Origin of the sequence: Rhodoblastus sp. (genome assembly GCF_052145335.1) — a bacterium.
Classification (GTDB): domain Bacteria; phylum Pseudomonadota; class Alphaproteobacteria; order Rhizobiales; family Beijerinckiaceae; genus Rhodoblastus.
This window is the reverse complement of record NZ_JBKQOU010000202.1, coordinates 37,320-59,333: the sequence shown is the minus strand read 5'-3', so window position 1 is coordinate 59,333 and position 22,014 is coordinate 37,320. Positions and strand designations below refer to the sequence as shown.

The 22,014-nt window shown below is 61.0% G+C and carries 20 protein-coding genes and 2 pseudogenes; 6 read left to right on the top strand and 16 right to left on the bottom strand.

Features of this window, described 5'->3' with window-relative positions; translation table 11 throughout:
• Positions 1–1,483: rhamnan synthesis F family protein (locus ACLP2E_RS12985; RefSeq protein WP_442466173.1), on the top strand; the 1,483-nt coding region annotated here is incomplete at its 5' end.
• Positions 1,484–1,726: 243 nt separating this feature from the next.
• On the opposite strand, the gene ACLP2E_RS12980 is transcribed toward ACLP2E_RS12985, so the two are convergent.
• Positions 1,727–3,391 (bottom strand): acyltransferase family protein, encoded by a 1,665-nt coding sequence (locus tag ACLP2E_RS12980; RefSeq protein WP_442466172.1) that lies wholly within the window; start codon positions 3,389–3,391, stop codon positions 1,727–1,729.
• Between the two features lie 45 nt (positions 3,392–3,436).
• Here ACLP2E_RS12980 and ACLP2E_RS12975 point away from each other — a divergent pair, with 45 nt between their 5' ends.
• Together ACLP2E_RS12975 and ACLP2E_RS12970 are read left to right on the top strand one after the other, a co-directional pair.
• Complete coding sequence (locus tag ACLP2E_RS12975) at positions 3,437–3,568, top strand: hypothetical protein (RefSeq protein ID WP_442466171.1); 132 nt, start codon at positions 3,437–3,439, stop codon at positions 3,566–3,568.
• Positions 3,569–3,700: 132 nt separating this feature from the next.
• A pseudogene (locus ACLP2E_RS12970) lies at positions 3,701–3,802 on the top strand (IS21-like element helper ATPase IstB); the annotation flags it as partial.
• Positions 3,803–3,846: 44 nt separating this feature from the next.
• On the opposite strand, the gene cysN reads toward ACLP2E_RS12970, so the two are convergent.
• The 15 genes and pseudogenes from cysN to ACLP2E_RS12895 all read right to left on the bottom strand — a co-directional run bounded on the left by cysN (position 3,847) and on the right by ACLP2E_RS12895 (position 17,601).
• Positions 3,847–5,751, bottom strand: coding sequence for a sulfate adenylyltransferase subunit CysN (cysN, locus tag ACLP2E_RS12965; protein ID WP_442463203.1), 1,905 nt, complete (start codon positions 5,749–5,751; stop codon positions 3,847–3,849).
• A complete protein-coding gene (gene cysD, locus ACLP2E_RS12960; protein WP_442463238.1) occupies positions 5,751–6,653 on the bottom strand; it encodes a sulfate adenylyltransferase subunit CysD in 903 nt (300 codons plus the stop codon). The genes cysN and cysD overlap by 1 nt, the downstream gene beginning before the upstream one ends.
• A gap of 267 nt (positions 6,654–6,920) precedes the next feature.
• A complete protein-coding gene (locus ACLP2E_RS12955; protein WP_442463204.1) occupies positions 6,921–7,289 on the bottom strand; it encodes a hypothetical protein in 369 nt (122 codons plus the stop codon).
• A complete protein-coding gene (gene yghU, locus ACLP2E_RS12950; RefSeq protein ID WP_442466170.1) occupies positions 7,286–8,167 on the bottom strand; it encodes a glutathione-dependent disulfide-bond oxidoreductase in 882 nt (293 codons plus the stop codon). Before yghU ends, ACLP2E_RS12955 begins: the two co-directional genes overlap by 4 nt.
• Before the next feature lie 142 nt (positions 8,168–8,309).
• Positions 8,310–8,648: a hypothetical protein gene (locus ACLP2E_RS12945; RefSeq protein ID WP_442466169.1), complete on the bottom strand. Its 339-nt coding sequence runs from the start codon at positions 8,646–8,648 to the stop codon at positions 8,310–8,312.
• Complete coding sequence (locus ACLP2E_RS12940) at positions 8,621–8,833, bottom strand: hypothetical protein (RefSeq protein WP_442466168.1); 213 nt, start codon at positions 8,831–8,833, stop codon at positions 8,621–8,623. The genes ACLP2E_RS12945 and ACLP2E_RS12940 overlap by 28 nt, the downstream gene beginning before the upstream one ends.
• A gap of 98 nt (positions 8,834–8,931) precedes the next feature.
• Complete coding sequence (locus ACLP2E_RS12935) at positions 8,932–9,075, bottom strand: DUF3096 domain-containing protein (RefSeq protein WP_442463207.1); 144 nt, start codon at positions 9,073–9,075, stop codon at positions 8,932–8,934.
• 116 nt (positions 9,076–9,191) lie between these two features.
• The gene (locus tag ACLP2E_RS12930; RefSeq protein ID WP_442463208.1) at positions 9,192–10,640 is read right to left on the bottom strand and encodes an alpha,alpha-trehalose-phosphate synthase (UDP-forming); all 1,449 of its coding nucleotides are present in this window, start codon (positions 10,638–10,640) and stop codon (positions 9,192–9,194) included.
• Positions 10,637–12,421 (bottom strand): glycoside hydrolase family 15 protein, encoded by a 1,785-nt coding sequence (locus ACLP2E_RS12925; protein WP_442466167.1) that lies wholly within the window; start codon positions 12,419–12,421, stop codon positions 10,637–10,639. Before ACLP2E_RS12925 ends, ACLP2E_RS12930 begins: the two co-directional genes overlap by 4 nt.
• Positions 12,418–13,269, bottom strand: a complete 852-nt coding sequence (otsB, locus tag ACLP2E_RS12920) for a trehalose-phosphatase (protein ID WP_442463210.1) — start codon at positions 13,267–13,269, stop codon at positions 12,418–12,420. Before otsB ends, ACLP2E_RS12925 begins: the two co-directional genes overlap by 4 nt.
• A 422-nt stretch (positions 13,270–13,691) precedes the next feature.
• Positions 13,692–13,877 carry a hypothetical protein gene (locus tag ACLP2E_RS12915; RefSeq protein WP_442466166.1) on the bottom strand — a complete coding sequence of 62 codons (186 nt, stop codon included), beginning with the start codon at positions 13,875–13,877 and terminating at the stop codon, positions 13,692–13,694.
• Positions 13,878–13,984: 107 nt separating this feature from the next.
• Positions 13,985–14,311: a DUF1003 domain-containing protein gene (locus ACLP2E_RS12910; protein WP_442466174.1), complete on the bottom strand. Its 327-nt coding sequence runs from the start codon at positions 14,309–14,311 to the stop codon at positions 13,985–13,987.
• Between the two features lie 281 nt (positions 14,312–14,592).
• A complete protein-coding gene (locus ACLP2E_RS12905; RefSeq protein WP_442463214.1) occupies positions 14,593–15,435 on the bottom strand; it encodes an alpha/beta fold hydrolase in 843 nt (280 codons plus the stop codon).
• Between the two features lie 168 nt (positions 15,436–15,603).
• Positions 15,604–15,915, bottom strand: a pseudogene (locus ACLP2E_RS12900) (alpha/beta fold hydrolase); the annotation flags it as partial.
• 234 nt (positions 15,916–16,149) lie between these two features.
• Complete coding sequence (locus ACLP2E_RS12895) at positions 16,150–17,601, bottom strand: AMP nucleosidase (protein WP_442463215.1); 1,452 nt, start codon at positions 17,599–17,601, stop codon at positions 16,150–16,152.
• A gap of 124 nt (positions 17,602–17,725) precedes the next feature.
• Here ACLP2E_RS12895 and ACLP2E_RS12890 point away from each other — a divergent pair, with 124 nt between their 5' ends.
• Genes ACLP2E_RS12890 through ACLP2E_RS12880 form a run of 3 tightly spaced genes read left to right on the top strand, consistent with a single transcriptional unit; the run spans position 17,726 to position 21,985 of the window.
• On the top strand, positions 17,726–18,454 hold the full coding sequence (locus ACLP2E_RS12890; RefSeq protein ID WP_442466165.1) for an ABC transporter ATP-binding protein: 729 nt from the start codon (positions 17,726–17,728) through the stop codon (positions 18,452–18,454).
• Positions 18,451–20,922, top strand: coding sequence for an ABC transporter permease (locus tag ACLP2E_RS12885; RefSeq protein WP_442466164.1), 2,472 nt, complete (start codon positions 18,451–18,453; stop codon positions 20,920–20,922). The genes ACLP2E_RS12890 and ACLP2E_RS12885 overlap by 4 nt, the downstream gene beginning before the upstream one ends.
• Positions 20,912–21,985: a lipocalin-like domain-containing protein gene (locus ACLP2E_RS12880; RefSeq protein ID WP_442466163.1), complete on the top strand. Its 1,074-nt coding sequence runs from the start codon at positions 20,912–20,914 to the stop codon at positions 21,983–21,985. The genes ACLP2E_RS12885 and ACLP2E_RS12880 overlap by 11 nt, the downstream gene beginning before the upstream one ends.
• The last annotated feature ends 29 nt before the right edge of the window (positions 21,986–22,014 follow it).

The window sequence follows — 22,014 nt, the reverse complement described above, 5'->3', positions numbered from 1 at the left end:
CTATTCGACCTACCTTCGCGAACAGATCAACAGGTCGGACCTGCAGGACGCGGTGGTTTTCCTGGAGCCCGTTGCCGATATTGAACCCGCCTATCGGGCTGCAGATGTGTTCCTGATGTCGTCGCGGCTCGACCCGCAACCGAATGTCGGCATAGATGCGGTGACGACTGGGCTGCCGACCGTTTGTTTCGCGGGCGCCTGCGGCACGGGTGAAGTCCTCGTCACCGATCCGGAAACGCGGTCGCTGGTCGTGCCGCACCTTGACGTGGAGGCCGCCGCTCGGGAGATCTGCCGTTTGGCGAAGGATACGGAACTGCGCAAGTCCATCGGGCGCGCCGTTGAACGGGTTGGCCGCAGCGCCTACGATGCGGAAAATTACGCGGCGCAAATTGACGCCTGGGGTTGCGAAAGCGCGGCGGCGCTGTCGAGCGTCGATTTGGAGACATTGCGTTTTTCCGGCGCGATTGAACCCGAACTGGCCTTGCCGCCGCAATCGAGCCTGCCCAAATCGGCTTCTCTCGAGCAAATTGTGCTCTTGCAATCGACAGTTGTCGGCACGAGCCGGGATCAAGTGGCGAATATCTATCTCCGCCGCGCGGTCCCAGGCTTTCATCCTCAGGCTTATGCTGTCGCGCATAGTCAGGAATGCGGGCAAGGCGGCGAGAATCCCACCGCCCATTGGCTGCGCCGTGGCCGGCCGGAAGGACCATGGTCGCATCCCGTCTTTTCGCCGAATAATCTCCCGACCGGTTCGCAAAAGGCGCTTCGTATCGCCCTCCATGCGCATTTCTACTATCCCGACCTGGCTCCCGAACTCCTGGAGAGGCTCAAGGTCAATCGAACGACTTGCGATTTGTTCGTTTCGACGGATACGGAAGCCAAGGCGGAGATGTTACGGCGAGACCTGGCCGAACACAGCGGCCTTGTGACGGTCCGCGTCATGCCCAACCTTGGTCGCGACATCGGTCCCATGCTGACCGGTTTCCGCGAAGAAATCACTCATGGAGCCTATGACCTCTGGGGACATGTTCACGGTAAGAAATGCGCGTCGACGGATTCCGCGGTGGGCGACGCTTGGCGCAAGTTCTTATGGGACAATTTGATCGGCGACAAACATCCCATGCTCGATATTGCAGTCAGAGCCTTCGCTTCCGACCCGAAGCTTGGGCTCGTTTTCGCCGAGGATCCGCATCTTGTCGGGTGGGACGCCAATCGAAAGAAGGCGGAAACGCTTGCCGAGCGGATGGGACTTTCCCTCAAGCTCCCGGATTTCTTCGACTTTCCGCTCGGGACGATGTTCTGGTTCCGCCCATTCGCCCTGCGCCGGCTGTTCGAGTTGGGGCTAAATTGGGGTGATTACCCTGAAGAGCCCTTGCCCTACGATGGCAGCCTGTTGCATGCGATCGAGCGCATTGTTCCTTTTGTCACGACGGCCGAGGCTTACGGGTTCGCCACGCTTCGCGCGCCCCACTCCAATTGGTAAACTTCGGATACCGATGAAGCCGGCCATGCATTCCAATATGAACCGGGCCACTTGTTTTCATCGCCCGTGCCTGTGCTGCGATTAGTCTAATGAGTCGATGACCTAGAGCGAGGCCGGCCCCATTGGGTGGTCCGAATTGAATGTTTGTGCATGATGGGCCTTGGCGCACCGCCGGTGTGCCGGCGAAGCTGGTCGGAATTGCGCAGCATTGTCCCAATGCCTGTAACAGTGCTGAAATATCAATCATCGACAGACGGAACCTGCCGCCATGCCAGCAAAAGACTGATTAATAATATTAAAACTCATATTATTGTAGTCGACGACGACGAGCGTCAATATCTTGTCCTTGCATTCGCCAGACGCGCTGATAGTGCTGCTATATCCGAAACTGCCGTCTAGATGGTAGGCTGCGCGAACGTCCGGGCGAGGAAGAATGGGAAGCACGGAGCCTAGAAAACGCTGCCCGTGAAAGAACAATACGGCGCTTTCCTGGACCGGGGCGTTTTTGTCCAATGCCCACCCGTTCGCCACCCATGAATCGCCTTCGCGCGCAAGCCCATCGAGACTCCCCGCGATTTGCGGGCTTAAACTCCAGCTTCTTGCCTCGAATGCGGCGGCCAGCTGCTGTACGTCCTTTGCGTCAGTTCCGGCTTGAGCAAGGCCGGAGCCGATGCTTTGCCCAAGAGCATTCGCGCGCATGGCGCGTTCCGCGTAGAAGCGTTGCGCAACCATGGTTTCCGACCGTGTTTTGGTTACCTCAACCAAGGCGGTTACCAGCGTCAGCAGGAGCGCAACGCAGAGGCCATTTGAGAGCGCGGGCGGCGCCTGATCAACGGCGCGTTTCAGCTTCCTGTGCAACAGGACGTCTACCCGGCCCCACAGCGACGTGAAGAGAAAGATCAGAGCGAGTGTTGTCGCCCATAGAACATGGGCATTGACGCCAGCCGGCGCCAAATTAAACAGGATCGCGATAATCGGGACATGGCACAAATAGAGCGCATAGCTCCAGTCGCCAAGCGAGGCGAGCCAGCCAATGGGTTTTGGTTCGGACTGATTTCGTGGACGGCTGGCGCTCGCGACAAGCAACAAGCAGCCAAAAGCCAGCAGGAAGGTCTGCAACGCCGGATAAGGCGTGAAATTCACAGCGATGGTGAGGCCCACTCCGACCCAGCCCGCGCCGCGCGGGATCAAATTATGCTTGATGGCGGTGGGCGCCAGAAGGCCGGCAGCGAATGGAGCGCATTTAGAGGTCAGGAGCAGTCCCGGCAGCATGGGAAAATTGGTCGGCGGCGCGCTGAGATTCAATAGAATCGAGCCGAAGATCAGACCGAGCCAGATCGCGGCAATCAACGGGATCCACCGCTGCAAGTGTACAAGAATAATGATTGTGATCAATATATAGAAGCTGATCTCGAATGGCAGAGTCCATTCGACCCCAAGAGTGTAACCTTCTGCAAATCCCGGCGCGAGAGCCAGCGTCCATGGATTGATCGAGAGCGCCTGGGGAAGGCCAGTCGCCTTGAAAGCCAGAAACGCGACAAGAGCGGTCAGCCAGTAGATCGGATAAATACGAACGATGCGATGGGCGAGAAACCGCCCAGGGCCCAGGCCGCCTGCGAGGCGCGCCATAAGCAGTCCCGATATGGCGAAAAACAATTGCACGCCGAACAGGCCAAACCATCCGTAAAAGATCTTGTATTCGGCCGGCTCGTGACGAATGATGTCCAGATAAATCGACGTATGGTAAAGCGCCACGCTGCTGGCGGCGATCGCCCTCAAATATTGAAGTCGGTAATTCTGCGCTCTTTTCGGCGTGTCAGTTACAGACGTCCGAGGAGCCGAGCCCGCTGGCCCCAGGCTCTTGGAGGCAATCACGCGCACTCCATTTTCAGTGTTTAGGTCGGACATCATCGCTTTCTCAATGCATAGTGTTAAACTAGGAGGAGAATCAACTTGGAGAAGGTTGAGCGAACGACGCCGCGCAGTCCAGTGGAAATGGTGGATGATTCGCCGGAGCCGGAAGCGAATTTCGTCCGGTTGGTTCCTGCCTTACCGATGACCAATGTCTGCCTGCGGGAAAAATAAGTCGAATCTTGGGCCTTTGGGAGCCTTTGCTGGATGGAGAAGGGTCTCTGCGCAGCTTGGGCGCTTGATCCATTCAGTCAACAGGATCGACGAGATTGAGGCGCTCAACGGCGGTCCGGCTGGGGAACGCGCCAGTTGCTGTTCCATTTGATCCGCCGCCGGCTCTATGAGCGCACCTCGATCGCCTTCGGAGAATGGCCGTCCGTCTTCGACGCCAAGATGACGACCGCGCTGAACCGAAGCGATGGCGAAAATCCAGGGGTCATTCTTTTCATTCGTCAGCGAGAAATCGCGCCAAATACAGCATTTGATTCGAGGTGGCGCAGGATAAGCGCCGCCGCATCTTCCGGGGGCCCACAATCGGGTCCTATGACGATCTCGGGGTTTTCCGGTTTTTCATAGGCTTGGTCGATGCCGGTGAAATTCTTGATCTGCCCAGCCAAAGCCCGTTTATAAAGGCCCTTCGGATCGCGCTGGATACAGACGTCGATTGGCGTGTCGAGGAAGATTTCAATGAACTCTCCCTCCGCGACCAACTCGCGCACGAGACGACGCTCCGCCGCGAAGGGCGAGATGAACGAGCACAGGACGATCAGTCCGGCGTCGACCATGAGCTTGGCGACTTCGCCCACGCGCCTGATATTTTCGACACGGTCGACGTCGGTAAAGCCGAGATCCTTGTTGAGGCCGTGACGTATATTGTCGCCGTCAAGCAGGATCGTATGGGCGTGACGCTCAATGAGCTTTGCCTCGACAATATTGGCGATGGTCGATTTGCCCGAACCCGACAGCCCTGTGAACCACAGGATCGTCGGCGTTTGATGCTTGATCCGCGCCCGCGTTGTCTTGTCGACGGCGAGTTCCTGCAGATGCACGTTGGTGGCGCGGCGCAACGCAAAATCGATCATTCCCGCTGCGGCGACGGCGTTGCTAAAACGATCGATCAGGATGAAGGCGCCAGTGGTGCGGTTTTGCGCGTAGGGATCGATCGCCACCGGCAGGGCCACGGCGAGATTGCAGAGGCCGATCTCGTTCATCGCGAGTGTCTTGGCCGCCAGTTTCGTCTGCGCGTCGAAGTCGAGCCTGTGCTTGATCTCGGTGACAGTCGCGGGAATCGTGCGTCCGTCGATTTTCATCAAATAGGACCGACCAGGCAGCAGCTTGTCGCTGCTCATCCAGATGATATGCGCTGCGAACTGGTCGACGACGTCGGGTCGCTGCCGTGGGTGACACAGGACATCGCCGCGCGAGGCGTCGATTTCGTCGGCGAAAACCAGCGTGACGGAATCGGGCGCCTGCGCGACGTCGAGATCGCCGTCCATGGTGACAATTCGCGCGATTCGCGTCTTTTGCCCCGATGCGGCGACGACCACTTCCTCGTCCTTTTTCAGGCAGCCGGAAGCGATCGTGCCGGCAAAGCCGCGAAAATCCTGATGCGGTCGATTGACCCATTGCACAGGGAACCGCATCGGGCGCTCGGCGAGAGCGTCCTCGACATCGACTGTTTCGAGATAGGAAATCAGGGTCTGCCCTTCATACCAGGGCATATTCGCGGACGGCTTGGAAATCGTGTCGCCCTGCCGCGCCGATATCGGGATCGGCGTCACGGTGCTGAAATTCAACGATGTGGCGAAATGGGAAAAATCTTCGAGGATCCGCTGGAAAATCGCGTGATCGTATTCGACCAGATCCATCTTGTTCACCGCCAGCACGATGTGACGGATGCCGAGCAACGAAACGATCGTGGCGTGGCGACGCGTTTGCGTCAAAATTCCCTTGCGCGCATCAACGAGGAGGATCGCCAGATCGGCGTTGGAGGCGCCGCTCGCCATATTGCGGGTATATTGTTCGTGGCCGGGGCAGTCGGCGACGATGAACGAGCGCTTTTTTGTGGCGAAATAGCGGTAGGCGACATCGATAGTGATGCCCTGCTCACGCTCGGCTTCGAGTCCATCCACTAGAAGCGCGAGATCGATCTCTTCGCCGACCGAGCCATATTTACGGGAATCGCGCTGTAATTCCTCCAGGTGGTCGTCAAGGATCAGATCGCCTTCATAAAGGAGCCTGCCGATCAGAGTCGACTTGCCGTCGTCCACCGAACCGCAGGTGAGAAAGCGCAAGCTCGGGCGGGCCGCTTCGCCTGCATCGCCGGCTGGAAAAGTCGTGACCCTTTCTGCGTTCATCAGAAATAGCCCTCGCGCTTCTTCCTTTCCATCGAGCTGGATTCGTCGAAATCGATGAGACGGCCCTGTCGCTCCGACGTTGTCGAGGCGCGCATTTCTGCGATGATCTCGTCGAGCGTTGCGGCGTCCGAGTCGATTGCGCCGGTCAGCGGATAACAGCCGAGCGTTCGGAAGCGGACGCGGCGCATTTCCACTCTCTCGCCCGCGCCGAGAGAAAGCCTGTCGTCATCGCGCATGATCAGCGCGCCGTTGCGGCGCACCACCGGCCTCTCCTTGGCGAAATAGAGCGGCACGACCGGAATTTTTTCCGCGGCGATGTATTCCCAGACGTCAAGCTCCGTCCAATTGGAGAGGGGGAAGACGCGCATGGATTCACCTGGAGCGATACGAGTATTGAAGATTTTCCAAAGTTCAGGGCGCTGGTTGCGCGGGTCCCAGCCGTGGGCGGCGGTACGATGCGAAAAGACCCGTTCCTTGGCGCGGCTTTTCTCCTCGTCGCGTCGGGCGCCGCCGAAGGCCGCGTCGAACTTCCACTTGTCGAGCGCCTGCCTCAGCCCTTCGGTCTTCATCACCTGCGTATGGATGGATGGGCCCGACGCGACCGGCGAAACGCCCTGCCCAAGACCGATCTGGTTGACATGAACGAGCAGATCCATACCGACGCGCGCCGCCGTTTCGTCGCGGAAGTCGATCATTTCCCGGAATTTCCAGCCCGTGTCGACGTGAAGCAGCGGAAACGCCGGTTTTGCCGGATAAAAGGCCTTGAGCGCGAGATGCAGCATCACGCTCGAATCCTTCCCGATCGAATAAAGCATCACGGGATTGCTGAATTCGGCGACGACCTCACGCAGGATATAAATGGACTCGGCTTCAAGCCGACGCAAATGCGGCGTTAGTGTCATGACGCTCATGTGTTCAAGGCGGTTCTCCCTCATAATTTTTTTGGAGACCGATGTCCACTGCAAGCCTTTTCGCTCATGACTGGCGAACGTGAAGGTGGCGCGAAGACGTTTCCAATTTTCGAAGCGTCGTCTCCGGTCTGCTGCATCAAATTTTTATATGGCGATTTCAATAAGATAGGTATTCTCAGTTTTTCCTGAGGGCGACATAGGCGGCGACGCGCCGACGCCGACTCAAAAAATCCGTCATAATGAGATTGCGTCGCAGTGCTATGGTCTCGCCGTCATCGCCGAGTTGGCTCGACCCATAGGAGGCAGATGGTGCGGCAGATCCAAATCAAAGCCTCTAACTACGGCATGCCTGGCCGAGTTGTGGCGGTCGAAAAAGGCCAAGCCATATGGGCGGGCCCTATCAAGGAGTTTGGCGAGGCGGCCAACTTCGATACCCTTTTCTGCCATGGAGATGATGAGCAAAGGCTGGCCGACCTCGTCCGCGCCGGGAATCTGACGCCGGTCCTTGAAAATCAGCGTGCTTAGGGCGCTCCGGCCTGAGTAAGCCTTGGGGGCGACGATGAAAAAACTCCTGTTGATTTCGCGACCAAAGCGGCCCAAGGCGCCGAAGATCCAGACCTCCTTCACGCCGGGCGTTCCGCGTCGAGCTTGTCCTGTGTTCTCAGATCGAAATCCGAGGCGTCATGACGCTCGCGCAATTGCTGCGAAGGTTCGCCCCAGCAGCGATTGACCATCCGTCCGCGTTGCGTCGCCGGGCGTGCGAGCAAGAGGTCGGCCCAGCGCTGTACGTGCTTGTAGTCCTGCACTTGCAGGAATTCGCTCGCCCCATAAAGCAGTCCCTTGGCAAGGCCGCCGTACCAGGGAAACACCGCCATCTCGGCGATGGTGTAGTCGTCGCCCGCCAGGTACTGGCTCTGGGCAAGCCGCCGGTCGAGCACGTCCAACTGGCGCTTGGCCTCCATGGCGAAGCGGTCGATGGCATATTCGATCTTCAACGGCGCATAGGCGTAGAAATGGCCGAAGCCGCCGCCGAGATAGGGCGCGGCGCCCATCTGCCAGAACAACCAGGACAAGGTTTCCGCGCGTTTGGCCGGATCTCGGGGCAGGAAAGCGCGGAATTTTTCCGCCAGATGCAACAGAATCGCGCCGGACTCGAAAATCCGGATCGGGGTCGGACCGCTGCGGTCCAGCAAAGCCGGGATTTTGGAATTGGGGTTGATCGCGACAAAACCGCTGCCGAACTGATTGCCGGCGCCGATGTCGATCGGCCAGGCGTCATATTCGGCGCCCTTGCAGCCGGCGGCGAGCAATTCCTCCAGCATCACCGCCACCTTGACGCCATTGGGGGTCGCCATCGAGTAAAGTTGCAGCGGATGGCGGCCAACCGGCAAAACCTTGTCATGTGTCGGCCCGGCGACAGGCCGATTGATCTTGGCGAAGCGTCCGCCGTTTTCCTTGTCCCACACCCAGACTTTCGGCGGGACATATTCAGGACTTTCGATCATATGCGCAGGCTCCATGTTCGTTGATCCCCAAAATAAGTGTGATGCGTGGTCGGCGGTGTGCGGCGAGGTCTGCGTCGCGAGCTGCGCATGAAGTTTTTCAGGAATGCGGATGCGGTTTGACCGGCATGCCGGGGCCGATCTTTTACAGATTGCCGTCGATGACCTGATCGCCCTCGGCCACGCCAGTCCTGATCGCCACCATGCCGTCATGCGTCGCGCCGAGCGAGACAATGCGCTGCTCAACCACATTGTCCTTGCCGACGACATACAGAAATTTGCCGAGCTGGCTCGACCCCAGGGCCGCCTGAGGAACCATCAGCGCATCGGGATCATCGCGCAAATGCAGCCTGATGCGGACATATTGGCCAGAGGCCCAGGCAGCCGCTTCGTCCAGGCCGCCGAAGCGATTGTCGCCGCTTTCGCCCGGAAATTGGATTGCCGATAGGGATTGGCTTACTCCAACGTATCCCGACTCCCCCACCCAAGTTTTTCGCCGCGCGCTTCAATTTCTTCTCTGACGGCAGTTAAAGCCGCCTGGATCGTCGCAAGATCTCGCAATGCGTCGGGAGAAATCGCAACCTCCTTCGCCGCCAGCGCCTCGATGGCTGCAAGACGGGCGCTCTCAAGATTTCCTTCGAGGGCATGTATGGGATGCTGCTCTGTCATCGTGGGCTCCTGTGTGCTGGTCCTGGGCCGACTTTATCGGCGTTCCAATGCTTTCGGATCGGCAAATGTTCCACCCTTCGGGAAGGCTCGCATGCCCTTTAATGAACCAAACCGAGGCCGACAATTCCGGTCACGATCAGGTAGAACGCGACGATATAATTGAGCAGCCTGGGCGTGATCAGGATGAGAACGCCGGCGATCAATGCGATGATCGGCTGGAGATGCGCGATGGAGAGCGTCATGGTCGTTTCCCGGATGATTGCCAGAAGGCGGTGAAGTCGCGCCCATTTCCGCTCCGATACCGATCCAGCAACAGCTTCGGAAACTACCTAGGCAAAACCTTCGGGCCAGAAAACTTTCATCCGGTAACGCGTTTTGCCGGGGCGTTCGCTATCGCCAGAGGCGTCGTCAAGACAAGCTTGCCGCGCAGATGGCCGCGGCAAGAACGCAACGCGCGCAAAAAACTGCGCATCCAGTTGCATGCGTCGCGCTGGCGAATTCGTTTCATGAGCATGCGGTGACGTTCGATGCGCTCTTCCTTTGGCATCTCGATCGCCCGGCGCATGGCGTGCGCAACTTCGTCGATGTCATAGGGATTGACGATCAGCGCCTCCTGGAGATCCTCGGCGGCGCCGGCGAAACGCGACAGGATCAAGACGCCAGGATCGGCGACGTCCTGCGCGGCGATATATTCCTTCGCCACGAGATTCATGCCATCGCGCAAGGGCGTGACGAGCCCGATCCGGCTGGCGCGGTAGTGAACGGCGAGGGTTTCGCGCGCGACCGAACGGTGAATGTAGCGCAAGGGCGTCCAGTCGAAGTCGCCGAACCTGCCGTTGATTTTACCAGACAGCGCCTCGAGTTCGTGGCGGATATCGATATAGGCCTTCAGGTCGTCGCGGGTTGGCGAAGCGACCTGAATCAGGGTCACAGGCTTGCTGTTGTCGGGATAGGAGTCGAGCAGCCGCCTGAAGGCGCGAAACTTTTCCGGCAGCCCCTTGCTGTAATCGAGGCGATCGACGCCGATCGCGTATATTCGCCGCTTGTCGTTGCGCTCCCGGCGCTGGATTCTCTTGATCGCCGCCGGATCCTGAGCCATGGCGACGAAAGATTCGACGTCGATGCCGACCGGGAAGACGCCCGACTTCAAATATTTTCCGGAGACTCGCAACGTGTCGGGGGAAACTTTCTGGCCGTCCAGAAACTCGCAGACAAAGCGGCAAAAATTGGCGTGATCGGCGGCGGTCTGGAAACCGACCAGATCATATTCGAGCAGAGAGCTCACCAACCACTCGTATTCCGGCACTGCGGTGAGAACCTCGGGCGGCGGGAATGGGATATGGAAGAAAAAACCGATTTCATTTCCCACCCCCCGCGAACGCAGTTCAGCGCCCAGCGGGATCAGCTGATAGTCATGCACCCAGATGAGGTCGCTGCGGTGCAGATGGGGCGCCAGGACGTCGGCGAACCGAGCGTTGACTCTTCGGTATCCTTCGGCGGCCTCGAGCGTGAAATGCGCGAGATCGAGGCGATAATGGTGGATCGGCCACAAGACCTGATTTGAAAAGCCGAGGTAGAACTCGCGATGGTCGCGTTCGGTGAGCGGGATGGTCATCAGCGTGCAGCGGCCGTACCTGGAGCAGGAGGCGGCGATCTCGTTCTCGTCGGCGACAAGCTGGCCATTCCAGCCGAACCACATTCCGCCGCGGTCGCGCATTGCGTCGAGAAGGCATACCGCCAGGCCGCCGGACGCTTGCCCCGCGCCGGGATCGGCGACGCGATTGGAGACCACGACCAGCCGGGTCATGTGACCGACTCCCAGGAACGCGTCAGGCGCATGGCGCAATTGACGATCCCGACCAGCGAATAGGTTTGCGGATAATTGCCCCACATTTCGCCGGTCTTGGGGTCGACGTCCTCGGACATGAGGCCAAGCCGGTTGCGAAGCTTGAGCATTTCTTCGAAATATTCACGGGCCTCCTCGACGCGGCCCATGCGCGCCAAGGCGTCGATCCGCCAGAATGAGCAGGTGTTGAAAGCGGTTCCGGGCATGCCGAAATCGTCGGCCGCTTCATAACGCATCATGTGCGGACCGCGCCCAAGAACCTTTTCCAATTGTTTCACGGTCGCCGCCATGCGCGGATCATGCGGATCGATGAAGCCGACTTCGGTCATCAACAGCACGCCGGCGTCCAGAAATTCGCCGTCGAAGGATTCGACGAAGGACTGCCGCTTGTGCGACCACGAGCGTTCGAGAATGACTTGTTTCATGCGGTCGGCGTGGGAGCGCCATTCGCCGGCGCGTTGCGTCTCGCCGATGTGTCCCGCGATCCGCGCCAAGCGGTCGGCGGCCGCCCAGCACATCAGGCTGGACGTGGTGTGGATGCTGGCGCGGGTGCGGTATTCCCACATTCCGGCGTCCGGCTTGTCATAGAGCTGCAGCGCCTTGCGGCCCAATTCCTCCAGGCGCAGAAAATCCTCGTGACCCGGCGGCGACAGCAGGCGCCGGTCGACGAACATCTGGGCGACGCCGAGAATCACGTTGCCGCAATTGTCATGTTGCGAATGTTCGTAGGCCTGGTTGCCGACGCGCACCGGCCCAATGCCGCGATAGCCGGGCAGACCGGGAACGGTCCGCTCCACCAGGGCGCTTTCGAGGCCGATCCCATAGACCGGCTGGATGTCGGTTTCGTGCAGTGAGGCGACGACGTTCATCAGCCAGCGAAAGTAATTTTCCATTTTTCGCACGGCGGAGAGGCGGTTGAGAGCGCGCACGACAAAATAGGAGTCTCGCAGCCAGCAGAAGCGGTAGTCCCAGTTTCGTTGTGTCCCGGGGCCTTCGGGAATGCTCGTGGTCAGAGCGGCGACAATGGCCCCGGTCGGCTCATAAGTGCAAAGCTTGAGGGTTACCGCCGCGCGGATCACCGCATCCTGAAATTCAAACGGGATCGCCAGTCGATGCGTCCAGTTACGCCAGTAATCCGTCGTGCGTTCCTCCAACCTTCCGGCGGTCTCGACGACTCCCTCCTGCAGCGTTTCGTCGGGGCCGAGAATGAGGTCGATCGGCGCGCGCAAGTTGAAGAAGGTCTCGTCGCGTATGAAGTCGATCGGCGCGTTGGTTGTCAGGCGGATCGTGGCGCTCGGGCCGACATAGCGAATGTGATGCGAGCCATAGGTGCGGATCGGCGCGCTGGCGCCGTAGTCGAAACGCGGGCGAAGTCGAATTCTTATTCGCGGGCTGCCGGAGATCGGCGTGAGCCTGCGCACAATGGCCTGCGGATAGAACAGCCGTTCTCGCCAAAATAATCGCGGCGCGAAATCCGTGATGCGGAGCGAACCCTGTTTGCCGTGCAGTTCGGTCTGCAGCACGGCGGTATTTTCGACATAGCTTTGCCAACTGTGAACGTGATCCTCAAGTTCGATCGCGAACACGCCATCGTCCGGGGCGTCTTTCGGCGCCCCCAGCAGGGCATGGAAGACCGGATCGCCGTCGAAGCGCGGCAGACAATACCAGAGCACCCTCGCGTCGCGGTCGATCAACGCGGCGACCGCGCAATTGCCGATGACGCCGAGTTCAAGGTCGTTCATTGCATGTCGGCCGCTTTTGGGCGCGAAGGAAGTCCGGCTCCTGGCGCCAGCGCGTCGAGCCAATTGTACAATTCCTGGATGTTTGCGGCGCGGTATCTTGCCGCGGTGGGACCTTCGCCGATCTTGATCGACAGGCCGCCGCAGGCGTTCACGATGACGAATCCGGGTTCATCTGTCGCATCGTCGCCGACGAAAATGGGAATCCGCCCCTTGAACGGACGTTCTTCGAGGAATGTGGCGATAACGGCGCCCTTGTCATTGCCCTGCAGCCTGATCTCGCAAACCATTTTCCCCTGGATCATGTGCAGGTCCGGTCGTTCGCGAAGGATCTTGCGGGCCAGCGCCTGGCATTTTTTTTCGAAATCGGGGCGCAACCGGAAGTGGATCGCAACGGCGCCGGTTTTCCTCTCGATCACGACGCCCGGTTCCGATTGAAATTCGGCCTCCACCCGGGCTTCGATGGCTTCGACAACGCTCTGGTCGATGATGGGGCTATGCAGGCGGCCGGAAGCGTCGCGGCGCTGCAGGCCATGGACTCCGGCGACGGGAAGCACGAGCGGATAAAGCATGCGGTCGATGACGTGTATGTCCCGGCCCGACACGAGCGCCAGAGCCCGCCCGACCTTGTCGCGCAATCGTTCGATCAATTGCAGCATCGGGCGGTCGATGCGCACATCGTCAGGGCGATCCTCGATCTCGACCAGCGTGCCGTCGAAGTCTAGAAAGACGCAATATTGTTCCAGATCCTTGATTAACGGAAGCATCTGCCCCGGTCCGATAGACGCCAGCGGTTTGGGCATTGTGCCGATCATGGCGCTGGGGCCGTTCCTTGTGCTCTGCATATTCATGCCGCTCTCCAGAGTTGGACGTTTCGGCGTCAATCGACGCGCCGCGTTCAAGACTCGAGCGGCGAAGAGAAACACGGATCTCTCTCCCTCCGCTTGGCCGCGGCTTTTTCGTCAATGTTGCTTAGCGCAAGCGCAACAACATCGCCGAAAACGGAAAAGTTCCGTCGCGTTCGAAAGGATACGTTCAAGCTGGTCGGCCGTCGATCCAGTATACGCGCTGCAAGACGATAATGACAATAACAGGCGGCATGTTCGCGAAACAGCTTCGGAATTTACCCAACACAGTTTTCGCCGATGGTTACGTCACAGCCGGCGGCCTTGAGCGCAGGCTTTAGGCGACGAGAGCGTCGGCGGCGGTTCAGTCGGATCGAGGGCGAACGGCGGGCATGCGCCCGTCGCCCGCCTTGAAAGAGCGTCAGTCGTCACATTTGGTCGTCATGGTGGTGATGGTGATGATGATGGTGGTGGTGATGATGATGATGATGGTGATGTTCCATCTTCATGGGTTCGGCCGCGGGCGCAGCCGGAGCGGGTTCGGCCAAGGCGGCGAATGGCGCCAGGGCCAGCGCGGAAGTCAGGATGGTCGCGGCTAAAAATTTCTTCAACATTTTGTTTCCTTTCGACAATCGTTCCGCCCGGTGCGGGAGGGACGTCTTGGTCGGGGGCGAAACGCTTTCAGAACTGAAAAAAGTCGTCGCTCGTTCCATCCCCAAACTCAATTCTGCGGCCTCGAGGCCGGTTTTTTCGTGACGGCGTTCAGCACGGATTGCGTGTCGGCGGCTTGACCCATGGTTTCGGCTTCCGGGTCGAGACGGTCGTGAATATCGCTGAGAATCGCCAGTTCCAGAATGAGCATTTCCCGATGATGCGCGAGCTGGTCTTCACGTTTCTGTGAAATCAGGACCAGCACGACCCTGTACAAGGAAGTCAGCGAGATCGCTTCGCCTATCCACGGAAAGGGGGACGAATCGATCATGTGATGGCCAAGCGATGCGAAGAGCACATTGAGGCCAATCCAGGCGACGATGACCACGCTGATCACAGCCAATGAATTGAGGCCGCCCGAGCAGTTTCATCATGCGGTCGACGAAGCGTTGCAGCGGAGTGGCGTTTTCCCGATGCTCGGCGCGAAGCTTGGCGATCGACGAAATCGTCTCGTCGATATGAACGGGAACCGTTTGCGGCGCGTCCTCCATCTGCGTCAAAACAACTCCTCGAAATGGACAAAACAAAGGGACGGCGCGATCACGGCGTCGTCCCCGGCGAGCGCAGCGTCCCGGATCAAACTCCGTCGCGCCGCGAAAGGCCAGCTTCGGAATTTACTCACGCCGCGTGCTCTTTCGCCGCACGCGCGACGAACGCGAGCAGGTCGGCGTTGACCTTGTCCTTTTCCGTCGTGCACATGCCGTGCGGCGCGCCCGGATAGATTTTCAGCTCGGCGTTCTTGACGAGCTTGGACGATTGCAGAGCGGCGGCCGCGATCGGCACGATCTGATCGTCGTCGCCATGCAGGATCAGGGTGGGCACATCGATCTTTTTCAAATCCTCGGTCATGTCGGTTTCCGAGAACGCCTTGACGCAAAAATAGGACGCCGGCATGCCCGCCATCATGCCCTGCAGCCAGAATGACTCGCGCACGCCCTCGGAAATTTTCGCGCCCGGCCGATTATAGCCGTAGAAGGCCATGCTGAGGTCCTTCCAGAATTGTGAACGGTCGGCCAGCACGGCGGCGCGGATCTGATCGAATGCTTCGATCGGCGTCCCCTGCGGGTTGGTCGCGCTCTTGACCATGACGGGCGGGACCGCGCTGATGAGCACGACCTCGGCGACCCGCTTGGAGCCGTGGCGCCCGATATAGCGTGCGACCTCGCCGCCGCCGGTCGAGTGCCCGACATGAACAGCGCTTTGCAGGTCGAGCTTCTCGACGAGTTCTGCGAGGTCGTCGGCATAGGTGTCCATGTCGTTGCCATTCCACGGCTGGCTGGACCGCCCGTGGCCGCGGCGATCATGCGCGATCACGCGATAGCCGTGCGACGCCAGGAAGAACATCTGGTCCTCGAAGGCGTCCGATGACAACGGCCAGCCGTGGCTGAACACGACGGGTTGTCCGCTGCCCCAATCCTTGTAGTAAATTCGTGCGCCGTCTCTGGTCGTGATGATGCTCATCGCTTGTCCTTTCCCGAATAGAACTCAAAAAGTAGTGGCTGGCGCTTAAGACGCGCCGCCGGTCCTCGATCAACTTTGGGCGACATCGACGATGGCTTCGACGAAGGTCTGCGCCTCCTGCGGCAGATTGTGCCCGACGCCGCCCTTGACGAGCCGGTGCTCGTAACTGTAGCCCGCCGGCGCCAGCGCTGGCGCGACATCGGCGTAGCTATAGATATCGTAAGGCCCGCCGTGCAGGAGCATGACAGCCGGCCCTTCGGCGGGACCTGCTTCCGCATATCCGACATTGAGGACACCGGCGTCGATCTGCTTCAGCGGGGCGAAGGCGCTATTGGCTCCCGGCTTCGTTGTGGCGGCGCCAGCTTGCGCCTGCTCAGTACCGATCGTGCCGAATTCCGCAGCGGCGATGGTGAGGGCCGCAGCGCGAAAAAAGCGGCGGCGATCAGGGTCAATCGCTTCGGAGGTTTTGGTTGCGATCATCAGTTAAACTCCACGTGACGCGCTTTGAATAAAACAAGATCCGCGTTATGCAGCGTATTAGGTTGAACCGACGGCCATTAGCTAACGGCTACCATGAAATCTTGGACATTCGTCCAGGAGATGAATAATATTGTGGTCAATATTATGTGATCGCAGCCCGGTTAAAGCGTGCCTGCGACTATGATAAACTTGGTCTTTGACGCGAGCGAGCCGCCACCATTGGCGTTTCGCGCATCAGCGGAAGGGCGGTTCGTCGAAGGAGCGCAGCTTGCGCGAATGTAGCGTCTCGCTGTTGTTGCGAAGGAGGTCGAGCGCTGCGAGGCCAATCCGCAAGTGCTGGGTTACGGCGCGTTCATAAAAGGCGCTCGCCGCCCCGGGCAGTTTGATCTCTCCGTGCAGCGGCTTGTCCGAAACGCACAACAGCGCGCCATAGGGCACGCGGAACCGGAATCCCTGCGTCGCCACCGTCGCCGATTCCATGTCCACCGCAACGGCCCGCGACAGGTCGATGCGGCGACGCTCCTGCCTCCAGCGCAGCTCCCAGTTCCGGTCGCCGTAAGTGACGACCGTGCCCGTGCGCAATCGATTTTTCAACGCTTCGCCGCAGTCTCCGGTGATAGCGGCCGCAGCGTCCTGCAGCGCCACCTGGACCTCGGCCAGAGCCGGGATCGGCACGTCGGTGGGCACAAGTCCGTCAAGCAGGTGATCCTGCCGCAGATAGGCGTGAGCCAAAACATAGTCGCCAATCTGCTGCGACAGGCGCAGGCCGCCGCAATGGCCGACCATCAGCCAGCAATGCGGCCGCAGGACCGCGAGATGGTCGGTGATGGTCTTGGCGTTCGATGGGCCGACGCCGATATTGACAAGGGTTACGCCCTGGTTGTCCGGCGTTGCGAGGTGGTAGGCGGGCATCTGCGAGCGATGCCAGGGGGAAGCGGCCACGAGCGCGGCGGCTTCCCCAGGCGCATGGCCCGCGTCAATGCAGAGGTTTCCGGGCAAGAGCAGCCGGTTGTAGGGACCGCCGGCGCGCAATTGGTCCAGGCCCCATTGGACGAACTGGTCCACATAGCGATGATAGTTTGTGAGAAGGATCCAGGGCTGAACGAAGCGCCAGTCCGAGCCGGTGTAATGAACCAGGCGACGCAGCGAATAGTCGACGCGAACGGCGTCGAAAAGCGCGAGCGGTCGCGGCTGCCCTTCCGGAAGCTCTCTCAGGCCGTCGGCGATTTCGTCTCCGACAGCCGGCAGCAGCGGGACCGGAAAGAACCGGGCGAGTTCTTCGGCGGTGACGCCTTGGCCCAGTTCGTCAAGGGACTCCGCCACGTAGGCATAGGGAATTTCCTGCTCGCCATAGCCGACTTCGAGGGTTGCGCCATATTCGGCCGTCAAGGGGCGCAGCTGTTCCAGCAGGTAGTTTTGAAACGCGGAGGGTTGGGTGACGGTCGTCGTATAGACGCCGGACGAGGCGAATTTAGCGTAAGCGCGGCGATTGGAGGGGCGCTCGCCGCTCGGGAAATACGACACGCGCAACTCGGGATAACGAAAGCGCAGGCGCGTCTGCTCGGTCGGGATGATATGATGGTTGCGGAAATCGTCGAGCGCCGTGCGCAGCGAATCCGTCGCCGACGAATACAGCCGTTCGAGTTCGGCGACCGCTTCTTCGGGCGTGGCGAACGGGCGTCTCACCGGCGAAGAGGGATCTTTCGCGCGCAAATCTGGAGCTCGATTTTTTCGACTGCCTATATTATCCGACTGGCGCGCTGGCGCAATTCGACGTGGATGCATTCCTCAGCGAGCTGAAAGTCCCCGAATGAAATTTCGCACGACGATGGACGGCGCAGCCCAAACCGAATGGAGCGCGAGCCAGGCCAAAGCGTCCTTGCTGCGTATCGCCGGCTTGAAGAAAAGCTACAAGACGCCTCAGGGTCTTGTCGCCGTGCTGAAGGGCGTCGATCTCTCGCTCGACGCCGGCGCAAGCCTCGCCTTGATGGGGGAATCGGGCAGCGGCAAGAGCACGCTCCTGCATCTCGTCGCGGGACTCGATGACGCCGATCAAGGCGAGATTTTTGTGGACGGCGTCGAGGTGACAGGGCTTTCGGACTCCGGCCACGCCGCATTGAGGCGCGAAACCCTGGGCCTTGTGTTTCAGCAATTCAACCTCATCCCCAGCCTGACGATCCGCGCCAATGTCGCATTTCAGGCGCGGCTCGCCGGCCGTTTCGATCCGCTCTGGCAGGAGGAGCTGGTCCAACGCCTCGGGCTGGAAAATCTCATGGAGCGTTATCCCGAACAGCTTTCCGGCGGCCAGCAGCAGCGCGCCGCCATCGGGCGGGCGCTGGCCATGCGTCCCCGCCTCCTGCTGGCGGATGAGCCCACCGGCAACCTCGACGAAGCCACGGCCGACGATTTCATGGAGCTTGCGCTCGACGTCGTCGCGGCGACAGCCTGCGCTTTCCTGATGGTGACGCATAGTGAGCGGCTCGCGGCAAAACTCGAACGGCAGGTCCGGCTCAGTGCGGGAGTGATCGAAAAACCGTGAAACAGGTTTCCTGGACGATCATCACGCTCTTGAGCCATTGGCGTCGGCGCCCGGCCAATTTCGCCGCGCTGTTTGTCGGGCTGGCGATAGCCACGGCGCTGTGGAGCGGAGTCCAGGCGCTGAACGAGCACGCGCGCGAAAGTTATGAGCGCGCCGCATCGATTTTCGCTGGCGCCGGCTCGGAAAACCTGGTCCCGGCGGGCGGGGGCGCGATTTCGCAGGATCTGTTCGTCAAGTTGCGGCTGGCGGGCTGGAAGGTCTCGCCGGCGCTGGAAGGAACGGTTCTGATCCGCGGAGCGCCCTTCCAGTTGATCGGTATCGAGCCTTTGACTTTGCCGCGCGGTCTGCAGTTCGGCGGCCTGACAAGCGGCGCCAACTTCGCCGCCTTTCTTACCCCGCCGGGGCAGACCGTCGCGGCGCCGGAAACCCTGCGCGACCTGGGGGCGGCGGAAGGCGCGGCGATCGCCGTCGATGGCGGCAAAACGCTGCCGCCGATCCGGTCGAGCGCCAGCGCGCCGCCCGGCGTCCTGGTGGTCGATATCGCCATGGCGCAAGCGTTGCTTGACCGGCGGGGACAAGTTTCGCGACTGATCCTGCACGGCAAGCCACAGGCCGGGACGCCGCCGCTGGAGACGGTGGCAGGCAAGGCGCTGCGCCTGCCGCCGCCGGGGGAGGAGGCGGGCGACATGCGGCGGTTGACCGAAAGCTTCCATGCGAACCTCACCGCTTTCGGACTGCTCGCCTGTCTGGTCGGGTTTTTCATCGTTCACGCGGCTTTCGGACTGGCTTTCGAGCAGCGGCTGGCGATGGTGCGGACGATGCGCGCGGTCGGCGTTTCCGCGCGCGCCCTCGTCGCCGCGATGCTCGGTGAACTGGTGCTGCTGGCGCTGGTCGCCGGAAGCGCCGGCGTCGCCGCCGGTTTCTGGCTCGCCTCCGCCCTGCTGCCCAATGTCGCCGCCAGTCTCGATGCGCTTTACGGAGCGCGGGTGGTGGGGCCGCTGGCGCTCGACGCGACATGGTGGCTGTCGGGTCTCGGCATCGCCCTCCTCGGCGCTCTCGTCGCGGCGGGCGGCGGCCTGTTCAAGGCTTTTCGCCTGCCCGTCCTGATGGCCGCCCAGCCCTTCGCCTGGCGGCAGGCGCAGCAAAAATTCATGCGGCGCCGGGCTTTTTTTGCGTCGCTTGCATTCGCCGCGTCATTGGCTGCGTATTTTTGTGGAAGCGGCCTCTATTCGGGTTTCGCTGTGATCGCCGGCCTTCTCTTCGGCGCGGCGCTGCTGTTGCCGAACTTGCTCGCCGGCGCCTTGAGGCTGGGCGAGAAATGCGCGACCGCGCCGTTGGCGCAATGGTTCTGGGCGGACAGCCAGCAACAGCTTCCCGGCCTCTCGCTCGCCTTGACGGCGCTGCTGCTCGCTCTGGCGACCAATGTCGGCGTCGGCGGCATGGTCGAGGGATTTCGCGAAACCTTCGCGCATTGGCTGGACGAGCGGCTGGCCGCGGAAGTCTATTTCGAAGCGGCGGGAGCGCCGGAAGCGCAGCGCATCGAAGCCTGGCTCGCGACGCGCCGGGACGTGACGGCGGTGCTGCCGGCGGCGAAAACCACCATCAGGCTCGCCGACTGGCCAACGGAGGTCGTCGGCATGAAATCATCCAGCGAGACCTACCGGTCGCGCTTCCCGATGCTTGCGCAGTCGAAGGGCGCCTGGGACGACGTGCAGCGCGGCGACGGCGCGCTGGTCAGCGAACAGCTCGCGCGCCGGCTGGATCTCGCAGTGGGATTAACGCTCGACCTTCCAGTTGCGGGCGAGATCTGGCGCGCAAAAATCGTCGGCATTTTTCCCGATTACGGAAATCCGAAGGGCCAGGTGCGGATCGACATTGACGCACTGGCGCGGCATTGGCCCGGGGCGCCGCGCGTGACCTATGGACTGAGGGTGGCGCCGGAGGCGGCTCCACAATTGATCGCGGCGATGCAGAACCAATTCGGCCCGCAGATTGTTCGCGTCACCGACCAGGCCGCCGTCAAGAAAATCTCTACGCGCATTTTCGAACACACGTTTGCGGTGACGGCGGCGCTCAACACGCTTACCCTCATCGTCTCGGCCGTCGCGCTGCTGGCGAGCCTGTCGACGCTCGGCAACCTCCGTCTGGCGCAGTTGGCGCCTGTCTGGGCCTCGGGCGTCCCGCGCAGGCGCCTGGCGCAACTCGAAGTTTTGAGAATTCTGCTGCTCGCCGCCGCGACGGCGTCTGTCGCGCTGCCGCTCGGGCTCGCCCTGGCGTGGTGCCTGGTGGCGGTGGTGAACGTGCAGGCCTTTGGCTGGCGCCTCCCGTTTTACATTTTTCCGGGGCAATGGGCGGGGGTCGTGGTGCTTGCGCTCCTGACGGCAACCGTCGCCGCGGTCGCGCCGATCCTTCGTCTCCTCCGGACCACTCCGGCGGAACTGGCCAAGGTTTTCGCCAATGAACGCTAAGCGGGTCTTGCTGGTCTGCGTCGCCGCCCTCGCCTCGCTCATTCGATCGGCGTCTGCGGACGGCTTCGCGGGGCTGGGGAGGGATGCTGCAGGTTTCGAACAGGCGATCCCTGGGAGGCCCATCGTTTTCCCGCGCGATCTCGGGGTGCATCCGGGTTTTCGCACGGAGTGGTGGTATCTGACGGCCAATCTCGAGGACGCCTCCGGCGCGGCCTACGGCGTGCAGTGGACGCTTTTCCGCCAGGCGGGAGCGCCGGGCGACGAGCGCCAGGGCTGGGCGAACCAGAACATCTGGATGGGGCACGCGGCGGTGACGACCGCGACGGAACACTTGTTTGCCGAGACTTTTGCCCGCGGCGGCGTCGGGCAGGCGGGCGTTGTGTCAGAGCCTTTTCGCGCGTGGATCGACGACTGGATTTTTGCGACGCGCCAAGAAGCGCCCGGCGCGGGTCTTTCTCGCATGACGATCTCGGCCAACGGCCAGGGCTTTCGCTACAAGTTTGATCTGGCTGCGGACCAACCGCTTGTTCGGCACGGCGAGAACGGCTTCAGCCGCAAATCGGAGGATGGTCGCGCTTCCTATTATTTCAGCCAGCCCTTTTTCAAGATCGATGGCGTGCTCGTGCTTCATGGAAGGGAGGTCAAGCTGTCAGGCCTCGCGTGGATGGATCGGGAATGGAGCAGCCAGCCTCTTGCAGCGACCCAAAGGGGCTGGGACTGGTTTTCCTTGCATTTCTCGACCGGCGAGAAGCTGATGGTTTTTCGTCTGAGAGACGAGACCGGCGGAGATTTTCTCGCCGGGACCTGGATCGGCGCCGACGGCGTCCCGCAGGCGCTCGATCGCAACGAGATTGCGCTCTTGCCAATTTCGCAGGCGCATATCGCTGGTCGAGACGTGCCGGTCAGATGGGAACTCCGGGTGAAGAGCCACGGTCTCGACGTCGAAACGTCGCCGGTGAACGCAGACAGCTGGATGGCGACAAGCTTTCCTTATTGGGAAGGCCCAATCGCCTTTCACGGCTCGCACGAGGGGAAAGGCTATCTGGAGATGACGGGTTATTGAACGCGGCGGGCGGGCAGTACAGAGCGGCG